The organism is Clostridium sp. (assembly GCF_029267215.1).
In the GTDB taxonomy this organism is placed as follows: domain Bacteria; phylum Bacillota; class Clostridia; order Clostridiales; family Clostridiaceae; genus Sarcina.
The window spans coordinates 21,462-38,668 of the sequence record NZ_JARIDH010000038.1 but is presented as its reverse complement, the minus strand read 5'-3'; the positions used below and the strand labels follow the sequence as shown (position 1 = coordinate 38,668).

The 17,207-nt window shown below is 28.5% G+C and carries 16 protein-coding genes and 4 tRNA genes; all 20 read left to right on the top strand.

Annotation, left to right across the window (positions count from 1 at the left end; translation table 11 throughout):
* Positions 1–7 precede the first annotated feature (7 nt).
* The 20 genes from Q1K13_RS06310 to Q1K13_RS06215 all read left to right on the top strand — a co-directional run bounded on the left by Q1K13_RS06310 (position 8) and on the right by Q1K13_RS06215 (position 16,936).
* Entirely contained in the window at positions 8–967 is a 960-nt protein-coding gene (locus Q1K13_RS06310) for a ribose-phosphate diphosphokinase (RefSeq protein WP_300348578.1), read from the top strand.
* 267 nt (positions 968–1,234) lie between these two features.
* Entirely contained in the window at positions 1,235–1,921 is a 687-nt protein-coding gene (locus tag Q1K13_RS06305) for a response regulator transcription factor (protein WP_300348576.1), read from the top strand.
* Positions 1,921–3,330, top strand: coding sequence for a sensor histidine kinase (locus Q1K13_RS06300; RefSeq protein ID WP_300348575.1), 1,410 nt, complete (start codon positions 1,921–1,923; stop codon positions 3,328–3,330). Before Q1K13_RS06305 ends, Q1K13_RS06300 begins: the two co-directional genes overlap by 1 nt.
* Before the next feature lie 21 nt (positions 3,331–3,351).
* Positions 3,352–4,509 (top strand): S1C family serine protease, encoded by a 1,158-nt coding sequence (locus Q1K13_RS06295; RefSeq protein ID WP_300348574.1) that lies wholly within the window; start codon positions 3,352–3,354, stop codon positions 4,507–4,509.
* Positions 4,510–4,651: 142 nt separating this feature from the next.
* Positions 4,652–5,218 (top strand): aminoacyl-tRNA hydrolase, encoded by a 567-nt coding sequence (pth, locus tag Q1K13_RS06290; protein ID WP_300348573.1) that lies wholly within the window; start codon positions 4,652–4,654, stop codon positions 5,216–5,218.
* Positions 5,219–5,251: 33 nt separating this feature from the next.
* Entirely contained in the window at positions 5,252–8,761 is a 3,510-nt protein-coding gene (mfd, locus tag Q1K13_RS06285; protein WP_300348572.1) for a transcription-repair coupling factor, read from the top strand.
* A 101-nt stretch (positions 8,762–8,862) separates the two neighbouring features.
* Positions 8,863–9,891 (top strand): peptidylprolyl isomerase, encoded by a 1,029-nt coding sequence (locus Q1K13_RS06280; protein WP_300348571.1) that lies wholly within the window; start codon positions 8,863–8,865, stop codon positions 9,889–9,891.
* Positions 9,892–10,079: 188 nt separating this feature from the next.
* Entirely contained in the window at positions 10,080–10,628 is a 549-nt protein-coding gene (gene spoVT / locus Q1K13_RS06275) for a stage V sporulation protein T (protein WP_300348570.1), read from the top strand.
* Between the two features lie 105 nt (positions 10,629–10,733).
* Complete coding sequence (locus Q1K13_RS06270; RefSeq protein WP_300348569.1) at positions 10,734–12,266, top strand: putative polysaccharide biosynthesis protein; 1,533 nt, start codon at positions 10,734–10,736, stop codon at positions 12,264–12,266.
* A gap of 29 nt (positions 12,267–12,295) precedes the next feature.
* The gene (yabN, locus tag Q1K13_RS06265; RefSeq protein ID WP_300348568.1) at positions 12,296–13,750 is read left to right on the top strand and encodes a bifunctional methyltransferase/pyrophosphohydrolase YabN; all 1,455 of its coding nucleotides are present in this window, start codon (positions 12,296–12,298) and stop codon (positions 13,748–13,750) included.
* Between the two features lie 207 nt (positions 13,751–13,957).
* On the top strand, positions 13,958–14,233 hold the full coding sequence (locus Q1K13_RS06260; protein WP_300348566.1) for an HU family DNA-binding protein: 276 nt from the start codon (positions 13,958–13,960) through the stop codon (positions 14,231–14,233).
* Between the two features lie 137 nt (positions 14,234–14,370).
* Positions 14,371–14,631, top strand: a complete 261-nt coding sequence (locus Q1K13_RS06255) for an RNA-binding S4 domain-containing protein (RefSeq protein WP_300348564.1) — start codon at positions 14,371–14,373, stop codon at positions 14,629–14,631.
* Between the two features lie 126 nt (positions 14,632–14,757).
* Positions 14,758–15,057 carry a sporulation protein YabP gene (yabP, locus tag Q1K13_RS06250; protein WP_300348563.1) on the top strand — a complete coding sequence of 100 codons (300 nt, stop codon included), beginning with the start codon at positions 14,758–14,760 and terminating at the stop codon, positions 15,055–15,057.
* A gap of 9 nt (positions 15,058–15,066) precedes the next feature.
* Positions 15,067–15,441 (top strand): spore cortex biosynthesis protein YabQ, encoded by a 375-nt coding sequence (gene yabQ, locus Q1K13_RS06245; RefSeq protein ID WP_300348562.1) that lies wholly within the window; start codon positions 15,067–15,069, stop codon positions 15,439–15,441.
* A 95-nt stretch (positions 15,442–15,536) separates the two neighbouring features.
* A complete protein-coding gene (locus tag Q1K13_RS06240; RefSeq protein WP_300348560.1) occupies positions 15,537–15,833 on the top strand; it encodes an FtsB family cell division protein in 297 nt (98 codons plus the stop codon).
* Positions 15,834–15,916: 83 nt separating this feature from the next.
* On the top strand, positions 15,917–16,327 hold the full coding sequence (locus tag Q1K13_RS06235; protein WP_300348559.1) for a S1 domain-containing RNA-binding protein: 411 nt from the start codon (positions 15,917–15,919) through the stop codon (positions 16,325–16,327).
* 254 nt (positions 16,328–16,581) lie between these two features.
* Positions 16,582–16,670: transfer RNA gene (locus tag Q1K13_RS06230), tRNA-Leu, on the top strand.
* A gap of 5 nt (positions 16,671–16,675) precedes the next feature.
* A tRNA-Met gene (locus Q1K13_RS06225) sits at positions 16,676–16,751 on the top strand.
* Positions 16,752–16,754: 3 nt separating this feature from the next.
* Positions 16,755–16,831 (top strand) — tRNA-Met (locus Q1K13_RS06220).
* A 16-nt stretch (positions 16,832–16,847) separates the two neighbouring features.
* Positions 16,848–16,936 (top strand) — tRNA-Leu (locus Q1K13_RS06215).
* The last annotated feature ends 271 nt before the right edge of the window (positions 16,937–17,207 follow it).

The window sequence follows — 17,207 nt, the reverse complement described above, 5'->3', positions numbered from 1 at the left end:
TCATTAAATGGAAAATCATTTAAAAAATATTAAAATATTTACTGGCAACTCACATCCAGAGTTAGCTAAAGAAATTTCAGAGGAATTAGGTGTACCATTAGGAAAAGCTGAGGTTACTACTTTTAGTGATGGAGAAATTTCAGTAAATATAAAAGAGTCTGTTAGAGGGTGTGATGTATTCATAGTTCAATCAACTTGCAGTCCTGTAAATAATAACTTAATGGAGTTGTTAATAATGATAGATGCATTTAAGAGAGCATCAGCAGGAAGAATAAATGCAGTTATACCTTACTATGGATATGCAAGACAAGACAGAAAAGCTAAATCAAGAGATCCAATAACAGCTAAGCTAGTAGCTGATTTACTGACAGCAGCAGGTGCTGACAGAGTCCTAACAATGGATTTACATGCTGCTCAAATACAAGGTTATTTCAATATACCAGTGGATCATTTATTAGGTTCGCCAATATTAGCAAATTATTTTGTAGAAAAAGGATTAGCTGATAAAGAAGATGTAGTTGTTGTATCACCAGATTTAGGATCAGTAACAAGAGCTAGAAAGTTTGCTGATAAACTTAATTCTCCTATAGCTATAATTGATAAGAGAAGACCAAAGGCAAATGTATCTGAAATAATGAACATCATTGGAGATGTTAAGGATAAGGTTTGTATATTAATAGATGACATGATAGATACTGCAGGAACAATAGCAAATGCAGCCAATGCATTAAAAGATTTAGGTGCAAAGAATGTATATGCATGTTGTACTCATGGTGTTTTATCAGGACCAGCTTTTGAAAGGATAAATAGTTGCGCAATTGAAGAATTAGTTATGTTAAATACAATAGCTCTTCCAAACATAGAAGGCTTAGAAAAATTTAATTCATTATCAGTAGCTCCTATTATGGCAGATGCAATAAGAAGAATTTATGATGATGAACCATTAAGTGGATTATTCCAAGACTAGGAAAAAGAGCGAGTATACGCTCTTTTTTTTATAAAATAATTAAAATTTGAAACTTTTTTTTAACAAAAACCTTTAAATTTGATTAAAATGTAAAAAAAAAATAATTTTGTTAATTATAAATTGATAAAATTGAATAAATGTTTTACACTTTATTTATATACATTAATAATTAGTGAAATGTAAATTTCACTAATTTAAAAGTATTAAAACACATAAAATAAGGATGAATGTACAAAGTTACAGAAAGGATTTTAAGAGGTGAATTTTATGGAAGGTTTATTAGGAAAAATCTTAATCGTAGATGATGATGAAAATATATGTGAAGTTATAAAAATGTATCTGGAAACTACTGGATATAATGTTAGAGTAGCTCATGATGGAAAGGCTGCTAAAGAGGAATTTGTAAACTTTAGCCCAAATCTAGTTGTATTAGATATGATGTTACCAGGAATAGATGGTATGGAAGTTTTAAAATGGATAAGAAAAGATAGCAATGTTCCAGTTATTATGTTAACTGCTAAAGGAGAAACTTTTGATAAAGTTTTAGCTTTAGAAATAGGTGCAGATGATTATGTTGTTAAACCATTTGAACCAAAAGAATTATTAGCTAGAGTAAAAGCTGTTATGAGAAGATATTCAGGAGAAGAACCAGATAATGTAGTATTAAACTTCCCAGGTTTAACTATAGATGCTAATTCATACAAAGTTATATACAACGGAGAAGAAGTTAAAACTCCGCCAAAAGAGTTTGAATTATTACACTATCTTGCAAGTAATAAAAATAAAGTATTTACAAGAGATCAATTATTATGTGAAGTTTGGGGATATGATTATCCAGGAGATTCAAGAACAGTTGATGTTCACATCAAGAGATTAAGAGAAAAATTAAATGGTGGAGAAGATTGGCAACTTGAAACTGTTTGGGGTGTAGGATATAAATTTGAGGTGAAATAATGAAGTATCGTGGCTTAGTACCAAAGTTAATTTTAACACTAAGCATAACAATATGTATTACCTTTTTTATTGTAGGTATTATTCTATCTAGTCTTTTTAAAGAGGAGTATTACCAAGAAAGATTAAAAAGTTTATCAGGGGAAGCTGAGGTAGTTGAACAAGTTGTTAATTCATATATGAAGAATGGATCTACTTTAGAAGAACTTAATAAATCTATAAAGTTTATAGCTAATTCTTTAAATGTAGATATTTATGTGATTGATGGATATGGATATATATATTCAATTTCTAATGATGAGTATGAATATTTGAAATACACTAAAGTTGATGATACAGAAATGAGTAGTTTGAGAGAGGGGAAAACTATTGAACAAAAGGATAAAAAAGAATTTGTTTATTCTAAACCTATATTCAATAAAGGTTTCTTTATAGGAGCAGTTTCTATTGTAACACCACTTAGTGTATTATCCTCTTCATTAGCTAGAATGAATCAAATCGTTTGGATATGTGTTGCTATTGCCATAATATTTTCTAGTTTAGCAATATACTTTATATCTAAGAGAATAATTATAAAACCTTTAAATGTAATAAATAATGCTGCTAAGAAAATTGCTAATGGAGAAATTGGAAATAGAGTTAATCTTTCTTATGATGATGAAGTAGGTGAGTTAGCAGAGTCATTTAATATAATGGCTACTTCATTAGAAGAGGCTGAACTTAATAGAAGAGAGTTTATATCAAATGTTTCCCATGAACTTAGGTCACCGATGACATCTATTAAAGGATTTATAACAGCTATTTTAGATGGGGTTATTCCAAGAGATAAAGAGGGATATTATCTTAATATAGTTAATGATGAGATTGGTAGACTAACTAGACTTATTAATGACTTGTTAGATTTATCTGCTATGCAAGCTGGTAAATTAGAGTTTAATATTTCAGAGTTAGAGTTAAATAGAATAATAGAAACAACTGTATTAAAGATGAAGCAAAAAGCTGCTGATAAAAATGTTAAAATAGAAGTGGTTTTAGAAAGTGATAAACAATATGTTTATGGAGATAATGATAGACTTATACAGGTTGTTACAAATTTAGTTGATAATGCTGTTAAATATTGTGTTGAAAATGGTAAAGTTAAAGTATCAACTAAAACAAAAGGAAGTAAAGTTATTGTTAGTATATTTAACACTAGTAATGGTATTTCTGAACATGATTTAGCTCATATTTGGGATAGATTCTATAAAGTTGATAAGGCTAGAAGTAATAAGACTAGCACGGGATTAGGATTATCAATAGTTAGAAATATAATTTTACAACTTGAAGAGAAGATTTGGGCTGAAAATGTTAAAGATAAAAATGGCGAAATAAAAGGTGTTAGATTTAATTTTACTTTAACTAAAGTTAAATAAAATATTGCATAGGAGGTCTTTATGGGGAAATTTTTAAAAGGCTCTAAAAAGGGGAAGGATCTCCATGACATTAAAGAAAATAACTATGACAATATAGTGATTAAAAAAGATAAAACAAAATTTTGGGTGAAAAGTATTTCAAAATTAATAGGATTTATTCTATTGATTATAGTTATATCATTTCTAGCTTTCAAACATTATACTAAAGATCTTAGTTTGGAACAGCAAAAAAATAGTATTTTGAATAAAATAAAAGATGGTAGATATGATATTACAAAATTAGTGAATCAATCAGCTGATAGTATAGTTACAATAGGTGATAATAAAGAGGGATTGTTTGCAGAAAAAAATAATGGAAATAATGTTTCTGGGATAGTTATAAGATCAGATGGATACATATTAACTAGTTATAGTTCAGTTAAGAATTTTAAAGAAATATATGTTAAATTATCAAGTAATGATGTAAAACCATTTAAAGCTACTAATATTGGATTTAATAAAGAAACTGATTTGGCGGTTTTAAAGATAGAATCTGGTGAGTTAAGAAGTATTTCTACTTCTCAGTTAGAGGCTTTAGAGGTTGGTGAGAGACTTGCAACCATTGGTAATGTTACATCAGAGGAACCTGTAGGTTTTGTAGCTAATGGAATACTTACATCACCAATTAAAAAGGTGACTTTAGGAGAAGAAAATCATTCAGGTTCTAAAGTTTTTGATGTTATCGAAACAACTTCTTTGATAAATGCGGAAAATAATGCAGGTATATTATGTGATTATAATGGAATAGTTGTTGGAATAAATAGTTTGTATTTTACAAATAAATTTCATAAGAATGGAGTATATTATGCATTAGAAATAAATGATGCTTTGAGAGTAGCCGATTCTATAATTAGAGAAGGTGAAGTTAAATTAGGTGTTACACTAGGCATTACAGGAACCACTGTTGATGATGAAGAGCATAATGTCTATGGTATTTATGTAGAAGATGTTGATAAAGGTGGTAATGCATTTAATGCTGAAATACATCCTACTGATATAATAACAGAAGTTGATGGAAAGAAAGTTAAGAACATTGAGGAATTAGCAGAGATTCTAAAGAAACATTCAGTAGGTAATATTATAAAGGTTAAAGTTATAAGAGGAGAAATTGTTAAAGAAATTTCTGTAACTTTACATTAGAGATTTATAGAAAATAATAGCCCTTCACAGTAAGTTTTTTGTGGAGGGTTTTTTATTGTTTTATAGTAATAGTAAAAGTATAATTAAAGAATGGTTTAATTAAAATAAATATAAATTTAATTTAAATATATGGAGGTCAATTATGATTTTAATAGTTGGATTAGGAAACCCTGGAAAACAGTATGAACATACTAGACATAATATTGGATTTGACGTGATTGATTATATGGCAGATAAGTATAAAATTGATGTAAATAGGGAAAAATTTAAAGGTCTTTGTGGTGAAGGATTTATAGAAAATAAAAAGGTTATTTTATTAAAACCTTTAACATATATGAACTTAAGTGGAGATAGTATAAGAGAGTTAGCTAAATTCTATAAGTTAGAGAATGATGAAATAATAGTGGTTTATGATGATATAAGTTTAGAGATTGGAAAATTAAGAATAAGAGAAAAAGGTAGTGCTGGCGGACATAATGGAATAAAGAGCATAATACAAAATCTTGGTGGAGATGTATTCCCAAGAGTTAAAGTTGGTGTAGGACAACCTAAAGATAATTTAGTTAATCATGTTTTAGGTAAATTTGTGAAAGAAGACAGAGAACTAATAGAAAAGGTGATTCCAGTAGTAAGTGATGCTATAGCTGAAATAGTTAAATATGATGCTAAAGAATCTATGAATAAGTTTAATGGAGTTACAGTAGAATAATTTATTTTATTTTTTAGAATGGTGGTGTTTAGATTGAGGTTACAGGGGTTAATGACTCCTTTATTAAATAGTGATTCTTTTGAAAAGGTTAAATCTTTTATAGAAAGAGAAAGTTATCCTTTAATGATAAGTGGATTATCAGATTCAGGTAAGAGTTATTTTATAAATGGAATATATGAAGCGACAAATAGACCAATGGTTATTGTTACTCATAATGATATTGAGGCTAGAAATATATATGAAGATTTATCTTTTTATTTACCTAACGTTTATTATCTTCCCTCAAGAGAGATTGTTTTTTATAACATAGATGCAATTTCTGGTGATTTAAGATGGGCTAGATTAAAAGTAATAAAAGAAATATTAAGAAGTAATAAAAAAATAATTGTCACTTCTATAGATGCTTTCGATGCAATATATACTCCTAAGGAATTATTTAAGAGTCATGTATTAAAGATTAAGCTTGGAGATGAATTAGATTTAAAAGAAATTTCTCAAAAGCTTGTTGAATCAGGATTCGAAAGATTAGAAACAGTTGAAGGTAAGGGAGAATTTTCATTAAGGGGAGGAATACTAGATGTATTTCCACCTAATGCAACAAATCCTTATAGAATAGAACTTTTTGGTGATGAAGTAGATTCTATTAGAACTTTTAATGTGGAATCACAAAGAAGTATTGAAAAGGTTAAGAAAGCAGAAATATTCCCAGCAAAAGAAATAATATTAGATAAAGAAACTATAGATTTTGCTATAGATAAAATGAAAAAAGAACTTAATGAATTTGAAGAAAAAGTTTCAGATAATGAAGTTAAAAGTAGACTAAGAAGTATTATTGAAAGAAATATTGAATCTTTAAAAGAAAATTGGAGTTTTGAAACAATTGATAGTTATCTTCCATTTTTCTTTGAAAAACCTGCGACTTTATTTGACTATTTTAAGAATTATGCTTTTATAATTGATGATGCAAAAAGATGTAAGGGAAAATTAGATAGTACAATTTTTGAATTTCATGAAAATTATGAAGCATTTTTGGAGAGAGGAAATATACTTCCTTCTCAAATAAACTTAAGCTTGAGCGCTGACTTTGTTAAGGAAGAGTTTAAGAGTAATAAATTAATAGCTTTAACTCCTTTTGGAGAAAGTGGTGGTCTTTTTGAAACAATAAATAATATTGAAATTAAGCAAAGTACTATGAGTGGATATCAAGGTCAGCTTGAAATGCTTATAGAGGATATAAGAAAAAAGAAAAAAGATGGGTTTAAAACTCTTATATTATCAGGAACAAGACCAAGAGGAGAAAGACTTGTTAATACCTTAAGAGATCTTGATATAGAAAGTGTTTACAAAGATGAAGTTGATGAAATTTTAGATGGAGAAGTTGTTATAACTTTTGGTGATCAAAATAAAGGATTTGAATATCCAGATTTGAAAATTTCTTTAATTTCAGACAAAGGTGTTTTTGGTGAGAGTAAAAAAAGCAAAAGAACTAAGAAAAAGAAAACTAAGGGTGTTTCTAAAATAAAGAGTTTTGCTGAACTTAAGCCTGGAGATTATGTTGTTCATGTAAATAGTGGAATAGGTGTTTATAAAGGGATTAAACAAATTGAAGTTCAAGGACATAAAAGAGATTACTTAGATATTGAGTATTCAAAGGGTGATAAGCTTTATGTTCCAGTTGAACAGTTAGACTTGGTTCAAAAATATATTGGGTCAGATAGTGCTTCTCCAAAGATAAGTAAACTTGGAGGTAATGAATGGCAAAAGGCTAAGGCTAAGGTTAGAAAATCTATTAATGATATAGCTGGTGATTTAGTTAAACTTTATGCAGAAAGATCAACTGTAAAAGGATATAAGTTTACTAAGGATACGCAGTGGCAAAAGCAATTTGAAGATGAATTTCCATATGAAGAAACTCCAGACCAATTATCAGCACTTGAAGATATAAAAGGTGATATGGAAACAAATAAAGTAATGGATAGATTACTTTGTGGAGATGTTGGATATGGAAAGACTGAAGTTGCAGTGAGGGCGGCATTTAAGGCTGTTATGGATGGAAAACAGGTTGCATTTCTTGTTCCTACAACAATACTTGCAGAACAACATTATAAAAATATGAAAAAGAGATTTGCTGGTTTCCCAATAACTATAGATATGATTAGTAGATTTAGAACTAAAAAACAACAAACAGAAACATTAAAATCCTTAAAAGAAGGAAATGTAGATATTCTAATAGGAACTCATAGATTGGTTTCTAAGGATATTAAATTTAAAGATTTAGGACTTCTTATAGTTGATGAAGAGCAAAGATTTGGAGTTGCTCAGAAAGAAAAAATTAAAAATTTCCAAAAAAATGTTGATGTTTTAACATTGAGTGCAACACCAATACCTAGAACACTTCATATGTCACTTACAGGGGTTAGGGATATTTCTGTAATAGAAACTCCGCCTGAAAATAGATATCCTATTCAGACATATGTTGTTGAACAAAATGATCAACTTATAAGAGATGCAATTTTAAGAGAAATAAATAGAGATGGTCAAGTATTTTTTGTTCATAATAGAGTAGAGAGCATACAGGAGGTAGCAAGTTATATTCAAGAACTTGTACCAGAATGTAAAGCTACTATTATACATGGACAAATGACTGAAAGACAGTTAGAAACTGAAATGATAGATTTTATGGAGAAAAAATATAATGTTTTAGTTTGTACTTCTATTATAGAAACAGGAATAGATATTCCAAATGTTAATACTATGATTGTTAATGATTCTGATAAGATGGGTCTTTCTCAGCTTTATCAACTTAGAGGAAGGGTTGGTAGAAGTAATAAGGTTGCATATGCTTACTTCCTATATCAAAGAGATAAGGTATTAACAGAGGTTGCAGAGAAGAGGCTTAAAGCTTTAAAAGATTTCACAGAACTAGGATCAGGATTTAAGATTGCAATGAGAGATCTTGAAATTAGAGGTGCTGGTAATATGATGGGTTCAGCTCAGCATGGACATATGGCATCAATAGGATATGATTTGTATTGTAGAATGTTAGAAGATACTATAAAAATTATAAAAGGTGAAATTGAAAGAGAACCTGTTGAAACAGTTGTTGATTTAAAGGTAGATGCATTTATTCCATCAAATTATATAAAAGATGAAATTCAAAAAATTGAAATTTATAAAAAGATTGCAGCCATAGAAAATGAAGAAGATTATGAATATGTAAGAGAAGAATTAGAGGATAGATTTGCTAATATTCCAGGTACGGTATTTAATCTTATGGATATAGCTTATATAAAAAGTAAAGCTAAACTTTTAAATATTGAAGAGATAAAAGAGAAGAATGAGGAAATACATTTTACATTTGAAAGTAGAGAAAGAACGGATAAGAATATATTTAAATTCTTAATGGAAAATTATAAGGATGATATATTAATTCAATTTGGTTCAAAACCTATGTTTATGTACAGAGGAAAAGAGAAAAAGAAAGAGGATATATTATCTACATTTAAGGAAATGTTAGATGGTATATTAGTCTTAAATAATTAAGAATTTATAAATTGAAATATTATTGTAACATTGATATACTAAAATGGAATCTGACTAGAATATTATGTAAATTAATAATCGGAGAAAGGCGAGGTATTAAAATGGTAAGTGTAAAAAAAGTAGTAGCATCTGCATTAGTTGGAGCTTTGATGTTCACAGCTGTTGGTTGTGGAATGGTGGAAAAGACTCAGGCAGCTATTGATAAGACTACTGTAGCTACAGTTAACGGAGAAAAGATTACAATAGGAGAGGTTGATACACATTTACAAGGAATGTTTAAGCAATTAGAAACTCAATATGGTAAGAATTATAAAGAAAATCCAGATGTTGCTCAACAAATCCTACAACAAAGAAAAAGTACTTTACAAGGTATGGTTAGTACAAAAGTTTTAGGTATAGAAGCTGAAAAATTAGGTGTCGCACCAAAAGGTGAAGAATTAACAAAACAAGTTGATGATCAATTTAATAACATAAAGAAAGCTTATGGAGATAATTTTGATAAAATATTAGAAAGCGAAGGCTTTACTCAAGATAGTTTTAAAGAGTTTATAAAAGAAAATACAATAGCTGAATCTGCTATTAATTATGCAAAAAAAGATATTAAAGTAACAGATGAAGAAGCTAAAAAATACTATGATGAAAATAAAGCTCAGTTTGTTGCAAAAGATAAAGGTATAATGATAAAACATTTATTATTTGAAAATGAGGCTGAGGCTCAAAAAGCATATGATGAAATAACATCAGGTAAAACAACATTTGAAAAATTATATGATGAGTATTCAAAAAATAAAGAAGAAAATAAAAAACCTATTGCTGAAGATTTAGGTTTAGTAACTTATGAAAATTCAGGAATGGTTAAAGAATTTGAGGATGCAGTGAAAACTTTAAAAACAGGAGAAGTTTCAAAACCTGTAAAAACTCAATTTGGATATCATATAATTAAAGCTGGAAATATATATGATAAAGGTGCTCAAGAATCATTTGATGATGTTAAACCTCAAATCATGAGAGTTTTAAAACAACAAAAAGAAAGTGTTGAATTACAAAAAACTATTAGTAAATGGGAAAAAGAGCTTAATGTTAAAACTTATGATGATAAATTAAGTGAAGGCTTAAAATTAAATAAATAATCTTTTTAGACCTGTAGAATTTTAATCTACAGGCTTTTTTTATTTTGTTTAAAACTTTTCATTAATTGGTTAGTAATATGAAATATAAGATAAATATAATCAATGTGTATAAAATTTCAAATAAATTAAATACTATTAATGTAGACAAAGATTAGTAATTAACATTTATATAGGGAGGTACATAACAAATGAAAGCCACTGGAATAGTAAGACGTATTGATGATTTAGGTAGAGTTGTAATACCTAAGGAAATTAGAAGGACTTTAAGAATAAGAGAGGGAGATCCTTTAGAGATTTTTACAGATAGGGAAGGTGGAGTGATACTTAAAAAATATTCACCTATAGGAGAGTTGACTGATTTTTCAAAAGAGTATGCTGAGGCGCTTCAGCAATCAACTGGGCATATTATTCTTATATCAGATAATGATGCTTTTATATCTGTAAGTGGAACTCCTAAAAAAGAATTTATAGAAAGAAAAATTAGTGACGAATTAGAGGATATAATGGAAAAAAGAAAATCTATTATACTAGGAGTTGACAATAAAAAGGTTATACCTATGTATGGCGATGATGAAGAAAGTAAGTATAGTAGCCAGGTTATAGCTCCTATTTTAGCAGAAGGAGATACTATTGGTTCTGTAACAATTCTTTCTAAAGAAGGTAAAGTATTAGGTGAAGTAGAACAGAAATTAGCAGAAACTGCGGCTTCATTCTTAGGAAAACAAATGGAACAATAATAAAAAATAGTTATTATAATGTAATATTTATATCTTAAACAGTAATAATACCTCTAAATTTACAATAATATAAATTAGTTTAGTTTTTAAATTTGGAGGTATTTTATGAAGAAACAATCCCTTATAAAAGGTAGTCTTGTTCTTGCTAGTGCGGGTATTTTAGCCAAGTTTCTTGGCATATTTTTTAGATGGCCTTTAATAATGCTTATAGGAGATGAAGGGCTTGGATATTATCAGATGACATATCCTTTATATATGTTATTTGTAGCTATTGCAGCGGGAATTCCAATAGCAGTTTCAAAATTAGTTTCAGAAAAGAATGCATTAGGAAGATATGAGGAAAGCTTTCAAGTGGTTAAGGAAGCCTTGAAAATTATGATTTTACTTGGGATTGGGACAAGTATCTTCTTAGCTATAGGTGGAAAGCTTTTATTACCATTTCTTAAATGGGATGATAAGGCTTATTATTCTATTTTAGGAATATGTTTAGCACCTATTTTTATAGGATTAATAACACCTATAAGAGGTTTTTTTCAAGGATTTCAAAATATGACACCAACTGCAATATCACAGATTTTAGAGCAAATAGGAAGAGTGGTTGTTGGAGTTGGACTAGCTTATATTTTACTTAAAAAAGGTATAGAATATTCATCAGGTGGGGCAGCTTTTGGTGCTGTTGCAGGGGCATTCATAGCTTCATTATATTTAGTTCCTAAATATTTGAAAGTAAAGAGAGAATATAATTTTAGAAATTTAAGTGGAAGTCATAAAATATTTATGGAAATAGTAAGTGTTGCATTACCTATTTCAGTTGGGGCAGCAGTAGGAAGTATTATGGGTGTAATAGATTCAGTTTTAGTTCCTCAAAAACTTTTAGAAGCTGGATTAAGTGGACAAGAAGCTACGATTTTATATGCCCAGTTAACAGGAAAAGCCACTGTATTTACTAATATTCCTATGACATTAGCAGTGGCATTAGCAGCTTCTATAATTCCTATAATATCTGAACTTTATGCACTTAAAAATAAAAGGCAGGTTGAAGAAAAGATTAATACAACTATGAAGCTTTGTATGATTGTTTCAATTCCTTGTTTTTTAGGTCTTTTTTTTATGGCAGAACCTATTTTAAATTTATTATTTCCAGGAAAAGCAGATGGATTTATGATCTTAAAATATCTATCTATAAGTGTTCCATTTTTAATAATAACTCATATAACAACTTCTATACTTCAAGGAATGGGCTATTATTATAGACCTATAATTCACTTGTTGATGGCTTGCTTTATAAAAATAATTTTAACTTTGAAACTTGTTCCTATTTCATCTTTAAATATCTATGGGGCTGTTATTGCGACAATAGTATCTTATTCAGTGGTTATGATATTAAATTTAATTTATATGGCTAGAAAATTTGGTTATTTTCCAAATTTAATAAATGTAGTAGTAAAACCATTCTTCGCTTCAGGACTTATGATATGGTGTGTTTTATATTTATATTCAAAAGGGTTAAAATATAGTGGAAATAACGGCATAGCTTGCTTAATAGCTATATTTGTGGGTATTATTATATATATGATATCATTGGTGGTGCTTAAAATATTTAGTATTGAAGAAATTAAAGGACGACTAAAGAATTAAGATTTATAAAGTGCGAAGGAGAATGGAAAATGCTTAAGATAATGGGTCTAGGACCAGGGGCTTATGAAGCCTTAACAATTGGTGCTTTAAAAGAATTAAAAAATAATAAAAACATATATTTTAGAACCGAAAAACATCCAACAGTAGATTTCCTTAAAGAAGAGGGTATAAAGTTTAAAACATATGATCATGCTTATGAAATGCATGATAGCTTTGATGATGTTTATAAATATATTGCAGAAGATTTAATGACAAAAATTAATAAGGATGAGGATTTAATATATGCAGTTCCAGGACATCCCTTGGTTGCTGAAAAATCAGTTTTAAACTTAATAAATCTTTGTAAAGAAAATGATGTTGAATATGAGATATTACCAGCTGTTAGCTTTGTTGATGCAATGATGGAAGCATTACAGGTCGATCCAATAGAAGGGGTTAAGATTGTTGATGCTTTTGATATGAAAAATCAAATTTTAGATAAGAGAGTTGGGACAATAATAACTCAGGTTTACAATAACTTTATAGCATCAGAGGTTAAGTTAAGACTTTTAGAGGGATATGATGAAGATACAGAGATAATATTCGTTAGAGCTGCTGGTATTGAGGGGTTAGAAAGTATAAGAAAAATACCTCTTTATGAATTAGATTGGCAAGAGGATATAGATTATTTAACTTCTATATATATTCCAAAGGATTTAGATAATAAAAAAGATTTTCAAGACTTATTAAATATAATAGAAGTTTTAAGAAGTCCAGAGGGTTGTCCTTGGGATAGAGAACAAACTCATGAAAGTTTAAAATCTGCACTTATTGAGGAGTGTTATGAGGTTTTAGATGCCATAGAAAGTGAGGATGATGATGCTTTAATAGAAGAATTAGGAGATGTATTACTTCAAGTAGTATTCCATGCTTCCATAGCTAAGGAAGATGGATATTTTGATATTATGGATGTAATAGGTGCTATCTCAAATAAAATGATAAATAGACATCCTCATGTTTTTTCTGATGGAAAAGCAGAAAATTCAGAAGAAGTTGTAGCGAATTGGGATGAAATTAAAAAAGAAGAAAAAGGAATTGAAACTTTGACTGAGGAAATGGAAAGCATAGCAAAATCACTTCCTGCAACAACTAGAGCTTACAAGGTTCAAAAGAAGGCTAAAAAAGTTGGATTTGATTGGGATGATGTAAAATCTGCTATGGATAAGGTTGAAGAAGAATTAAATGAAATAAAAGATGTTTATAATTCAGGAGATAAGTCAATAATAGAAGGTGAAGTTGGAGACCTACTTTTCGCTTGTATAAATGTAGCTAGATTCTTAGAAGTTGATGGGGAATTAGCTTTAGATAAAACAATTAAGAAGTTTATAAAAAGATTTTCTTTTATTGAGAGTGAAGCTTTAAAGAAAAATAAGGATTTAAATGATATGACTTTAGAAGAAATGGATGAATTATGGGAAGAAGCTAAAAAGAGAGAAAAACAATAGTTTTTATAAATTTGTAGTTTAGTAAATAATAAAAAAATATAAAAATTTTTTAAAATACAAAAATATCAGTATTTTAGGGTAAAAATTGAAAGTATTGACTATACAAAGAAATATGTATTATGATAATATAAGTTGATACTAGTTGAATTGTATAGCTAGTAAACAATTATTGCAGTAAAGAACTGGAATTTTAAGGAGGATGTAAAAGTGAATAAAGCAGAATTAATAACAAGCATGGCTGAAAAAAGCAACTTAACTAAAAAAGATGCTGAATTAGCTTTAAAAGCATTCATAGAAAGCGTTACTGAAACTTTAGAAGGCGGAGATAAGGTTCAATTAGTTGGATTCGGAACTTTCGAAACTAGAGTAAGAGCTGAGAGAGAAGGAAGAAACCCAAGAACTAAAGAAGTTATAAAAATACCTGCTTCAATAGCTCCAGTATTCAAGCCAGGTAAAGAATTAAAAGAAAGAGTTAACGCTTAATTTATAATAAATAAGTTGTGTTAATCTAACTTTAGAAAAGCCCGAGTCTTACTCGGGCTTTTTTAGCAATATAAAGAGTTTTTGTTTTAATTAAATAGGTTTAATTATATATTATTTTTAAGAAAGGGATGAATAAGATGAGATTAGATAAATATTTAAAAGTTTCAAGAATAATAAAAAGAAGAACTGTTGCCAAAGAAGCTTGTGAAAGTGGAAGAGTAATAATAAATGGAAAAGTTGCAAAACCTTCAAATGATATTAAAGAAGATGATATCATAGAAATTTTATTTGGTAATAGAACATTAAAAGCTAAGGTTGTAAATATAGCAGAGCATGTTAGAAAAGAAAATGCTAAAGATATGTATGTAATATTAGAAGGAGAAGAAGATACTGAATAGTATGGTATTCTTTAAGTTAGTATGGCTAATGACTAATGTAATTTAAGAATTATATTAGTCATTTTTTTTTGTAAAAATGAATAATCTTAAGAGAGGATAAATAATTTGTGCATAGGAGGTTTTCTTATGGCTGAAAAGAAAAATGAAGTTAAACCTATGGAAAGTAACAGTTGTATGTCTTTAGAAAATAGAAAGCTTTTATCAATTACTGGAGTGAATGAAGTTATAAATTTTGATGAGGAAAAAATAAGTTTAAAAACTGCATTGGGACCTCTTTTGATAAAGGGAACTGGACTTAAGATGAATAAGTTAGATGTTCAAAATGGGGAGGTAATAATAGGTGGATATATAACTAATATCAATTATATGAATAAGAAAAAAAAGTTTAAGAGAGGGAGAAATTTAATTTCAAAAATATTCAAATAGGTGGGGAGTATGCTTTTAGATATAAATATTCAATTTAGGATAGTTATTTTTGCAATAATATCTGGAATAATAATAGGATTTTTGTTTGATATATATAGGGAAGTTAGAGGAGCTTGTAAAAGTAAGGTACTAATTATAACAGAGGATATTTTATTTTGGGTTTGGTGTAGTTTATTTATTTTTGTTTTCTTACTTAAATTTAATTTCGCTTTTTTAGGAATGTATGTTTATATTTTTATGGGTTTAACATTAATAATATATTTAAAAACCATATCTAAATATTTTAGAAGAATACAACATAAAATTTTAGCTATACTATTAAAGTATATTAGAATAATATTCAAAAATATAAGATATACATTTAAAAATACATTCACAAGCTAAAAATGTTATGGAGTAAGGGAAAATTTGCTTGAATTAAGGTATAATAGTGTTTACAATAGACTTATACATACATTTAACGTATGGAGGATATAAGTGTGAAAAAAAGAATGACTTTAAAGAATGTGGTAGTAATCATATTGATTTCTATATTCGTTATATCTTATATTAGACAAGAAATTACTATGAATAAAATACAAAAAGATATACAAGCAAAACAAACTCAACTTAATGAGCTTAAAGATAAAAATAAAAAACTACAAAATGAAGTGAGCCAGTCTTCAACAGATGAATACATAGAAAAAATGGCTAGAGAAAGATTAGGTATGATCAAAGAGGGAGAAAAAGTTATAACAAATTCAGATTCACCTCAAGATAATAAAAGTAGTGATTAACAATAGAACAAGCAAAAGAAATAAGGTTATTAGTAAAAATAACATATATTTTATTTATAAATTTAAGGAGGAATCTTTTAAACATGACCTTAATGGCAGGAAACATATTAGAGGGTAGAATAATTAACATCACAAACTTTGGTGCGTTTGTTGAAGTGGAAGGAAAAACAGGTTTAGTTCATATATCTGAAGTAGCTGACACTTATGTTAAAGATATAAGAGAACATCTTAAAGAAGATGACAAAGTAAAAGTTAAAGTATTATCAGTTGATGATAAAGGTAAAATAAGCTTATCAATAAAGCAAGCTATGCCACCAAAGAAAAAATCTGTTAAACCAGCAGAAGTTGATTGGAAAAATGATAGAGAAAGAAAAGCTAAGCCAAAACAAAACTTTGAAGATATAATGTCAAGATTCTTAAAAGATAGTGAAGAAAGACTTCAAGACGTTAAGAAACATCAAGATATTAAACAAAGAAAAAGAAAATCAATATAGTTTTGATTTAAAAATCTCTTAGGTATCTAAGAGATTTTATTTTTTTGCATACATTTTTCAATAATTATAGGCAAAATTATTGTTATATTAAAAGTTGTTTTAGATTTTTATAAAAGTAAAACCTAGTATTTATAAGGGATAGAGAATGTTTAATATAATTTTTGAAAAAAACTTATAAAAATATGTTGACAGTACCTCTATGCTTATGTATAATAAATCTTGTCGTTGGGAAACACACCAACACAAAAATAAATGCCGAAGTGGCGGAACTGGCAGACGCACAGGACTTAAAATCCTGCGATGCTAACACATCGTACCGGTTCGATTCCGGTCTTCGGCACCAAATATCGCGGGGTGGAGCAGTTGGTAGCTCGTCGGGCTCATAACCCGAAGGTCGTAGGTTCAAGTCCTGCCCCCGCAACCACATGGCGGGATAGCTCAGCTGGCTAGAGCATTCGGTTCATACCCGAAGGGTCGCAAGTTCGAATCTTGTTCCCGCTACCATTTAAATTTAATATATGCCGAAGTGGCGGAACTGGCAGACGCACAGGACTTAAAATCCTGCGATGCTAACACATCGTACCGGTTCGATTCCGGTCTTCGGCACCAAAACTCATCTTATTTAAGATGAGTTTTTTTGTTATCAAAAGTAAAATTTTATTTTGATATAAAAATACTACTAACTGTTATAAATAATTCTTTATATAATAAATTTATATTTACTATTATAAGTAAATTCTATATAACTTGTCTAAAAATAATTTCAATATTTTAATAAAACAGAATTCATTTATTCAACAAATTTGAAAAGTAAAAACATAAATATCTTTTTATACGACAATAAGTTAGTTGATAAAATTGTAATTTCCATTAAATTGGT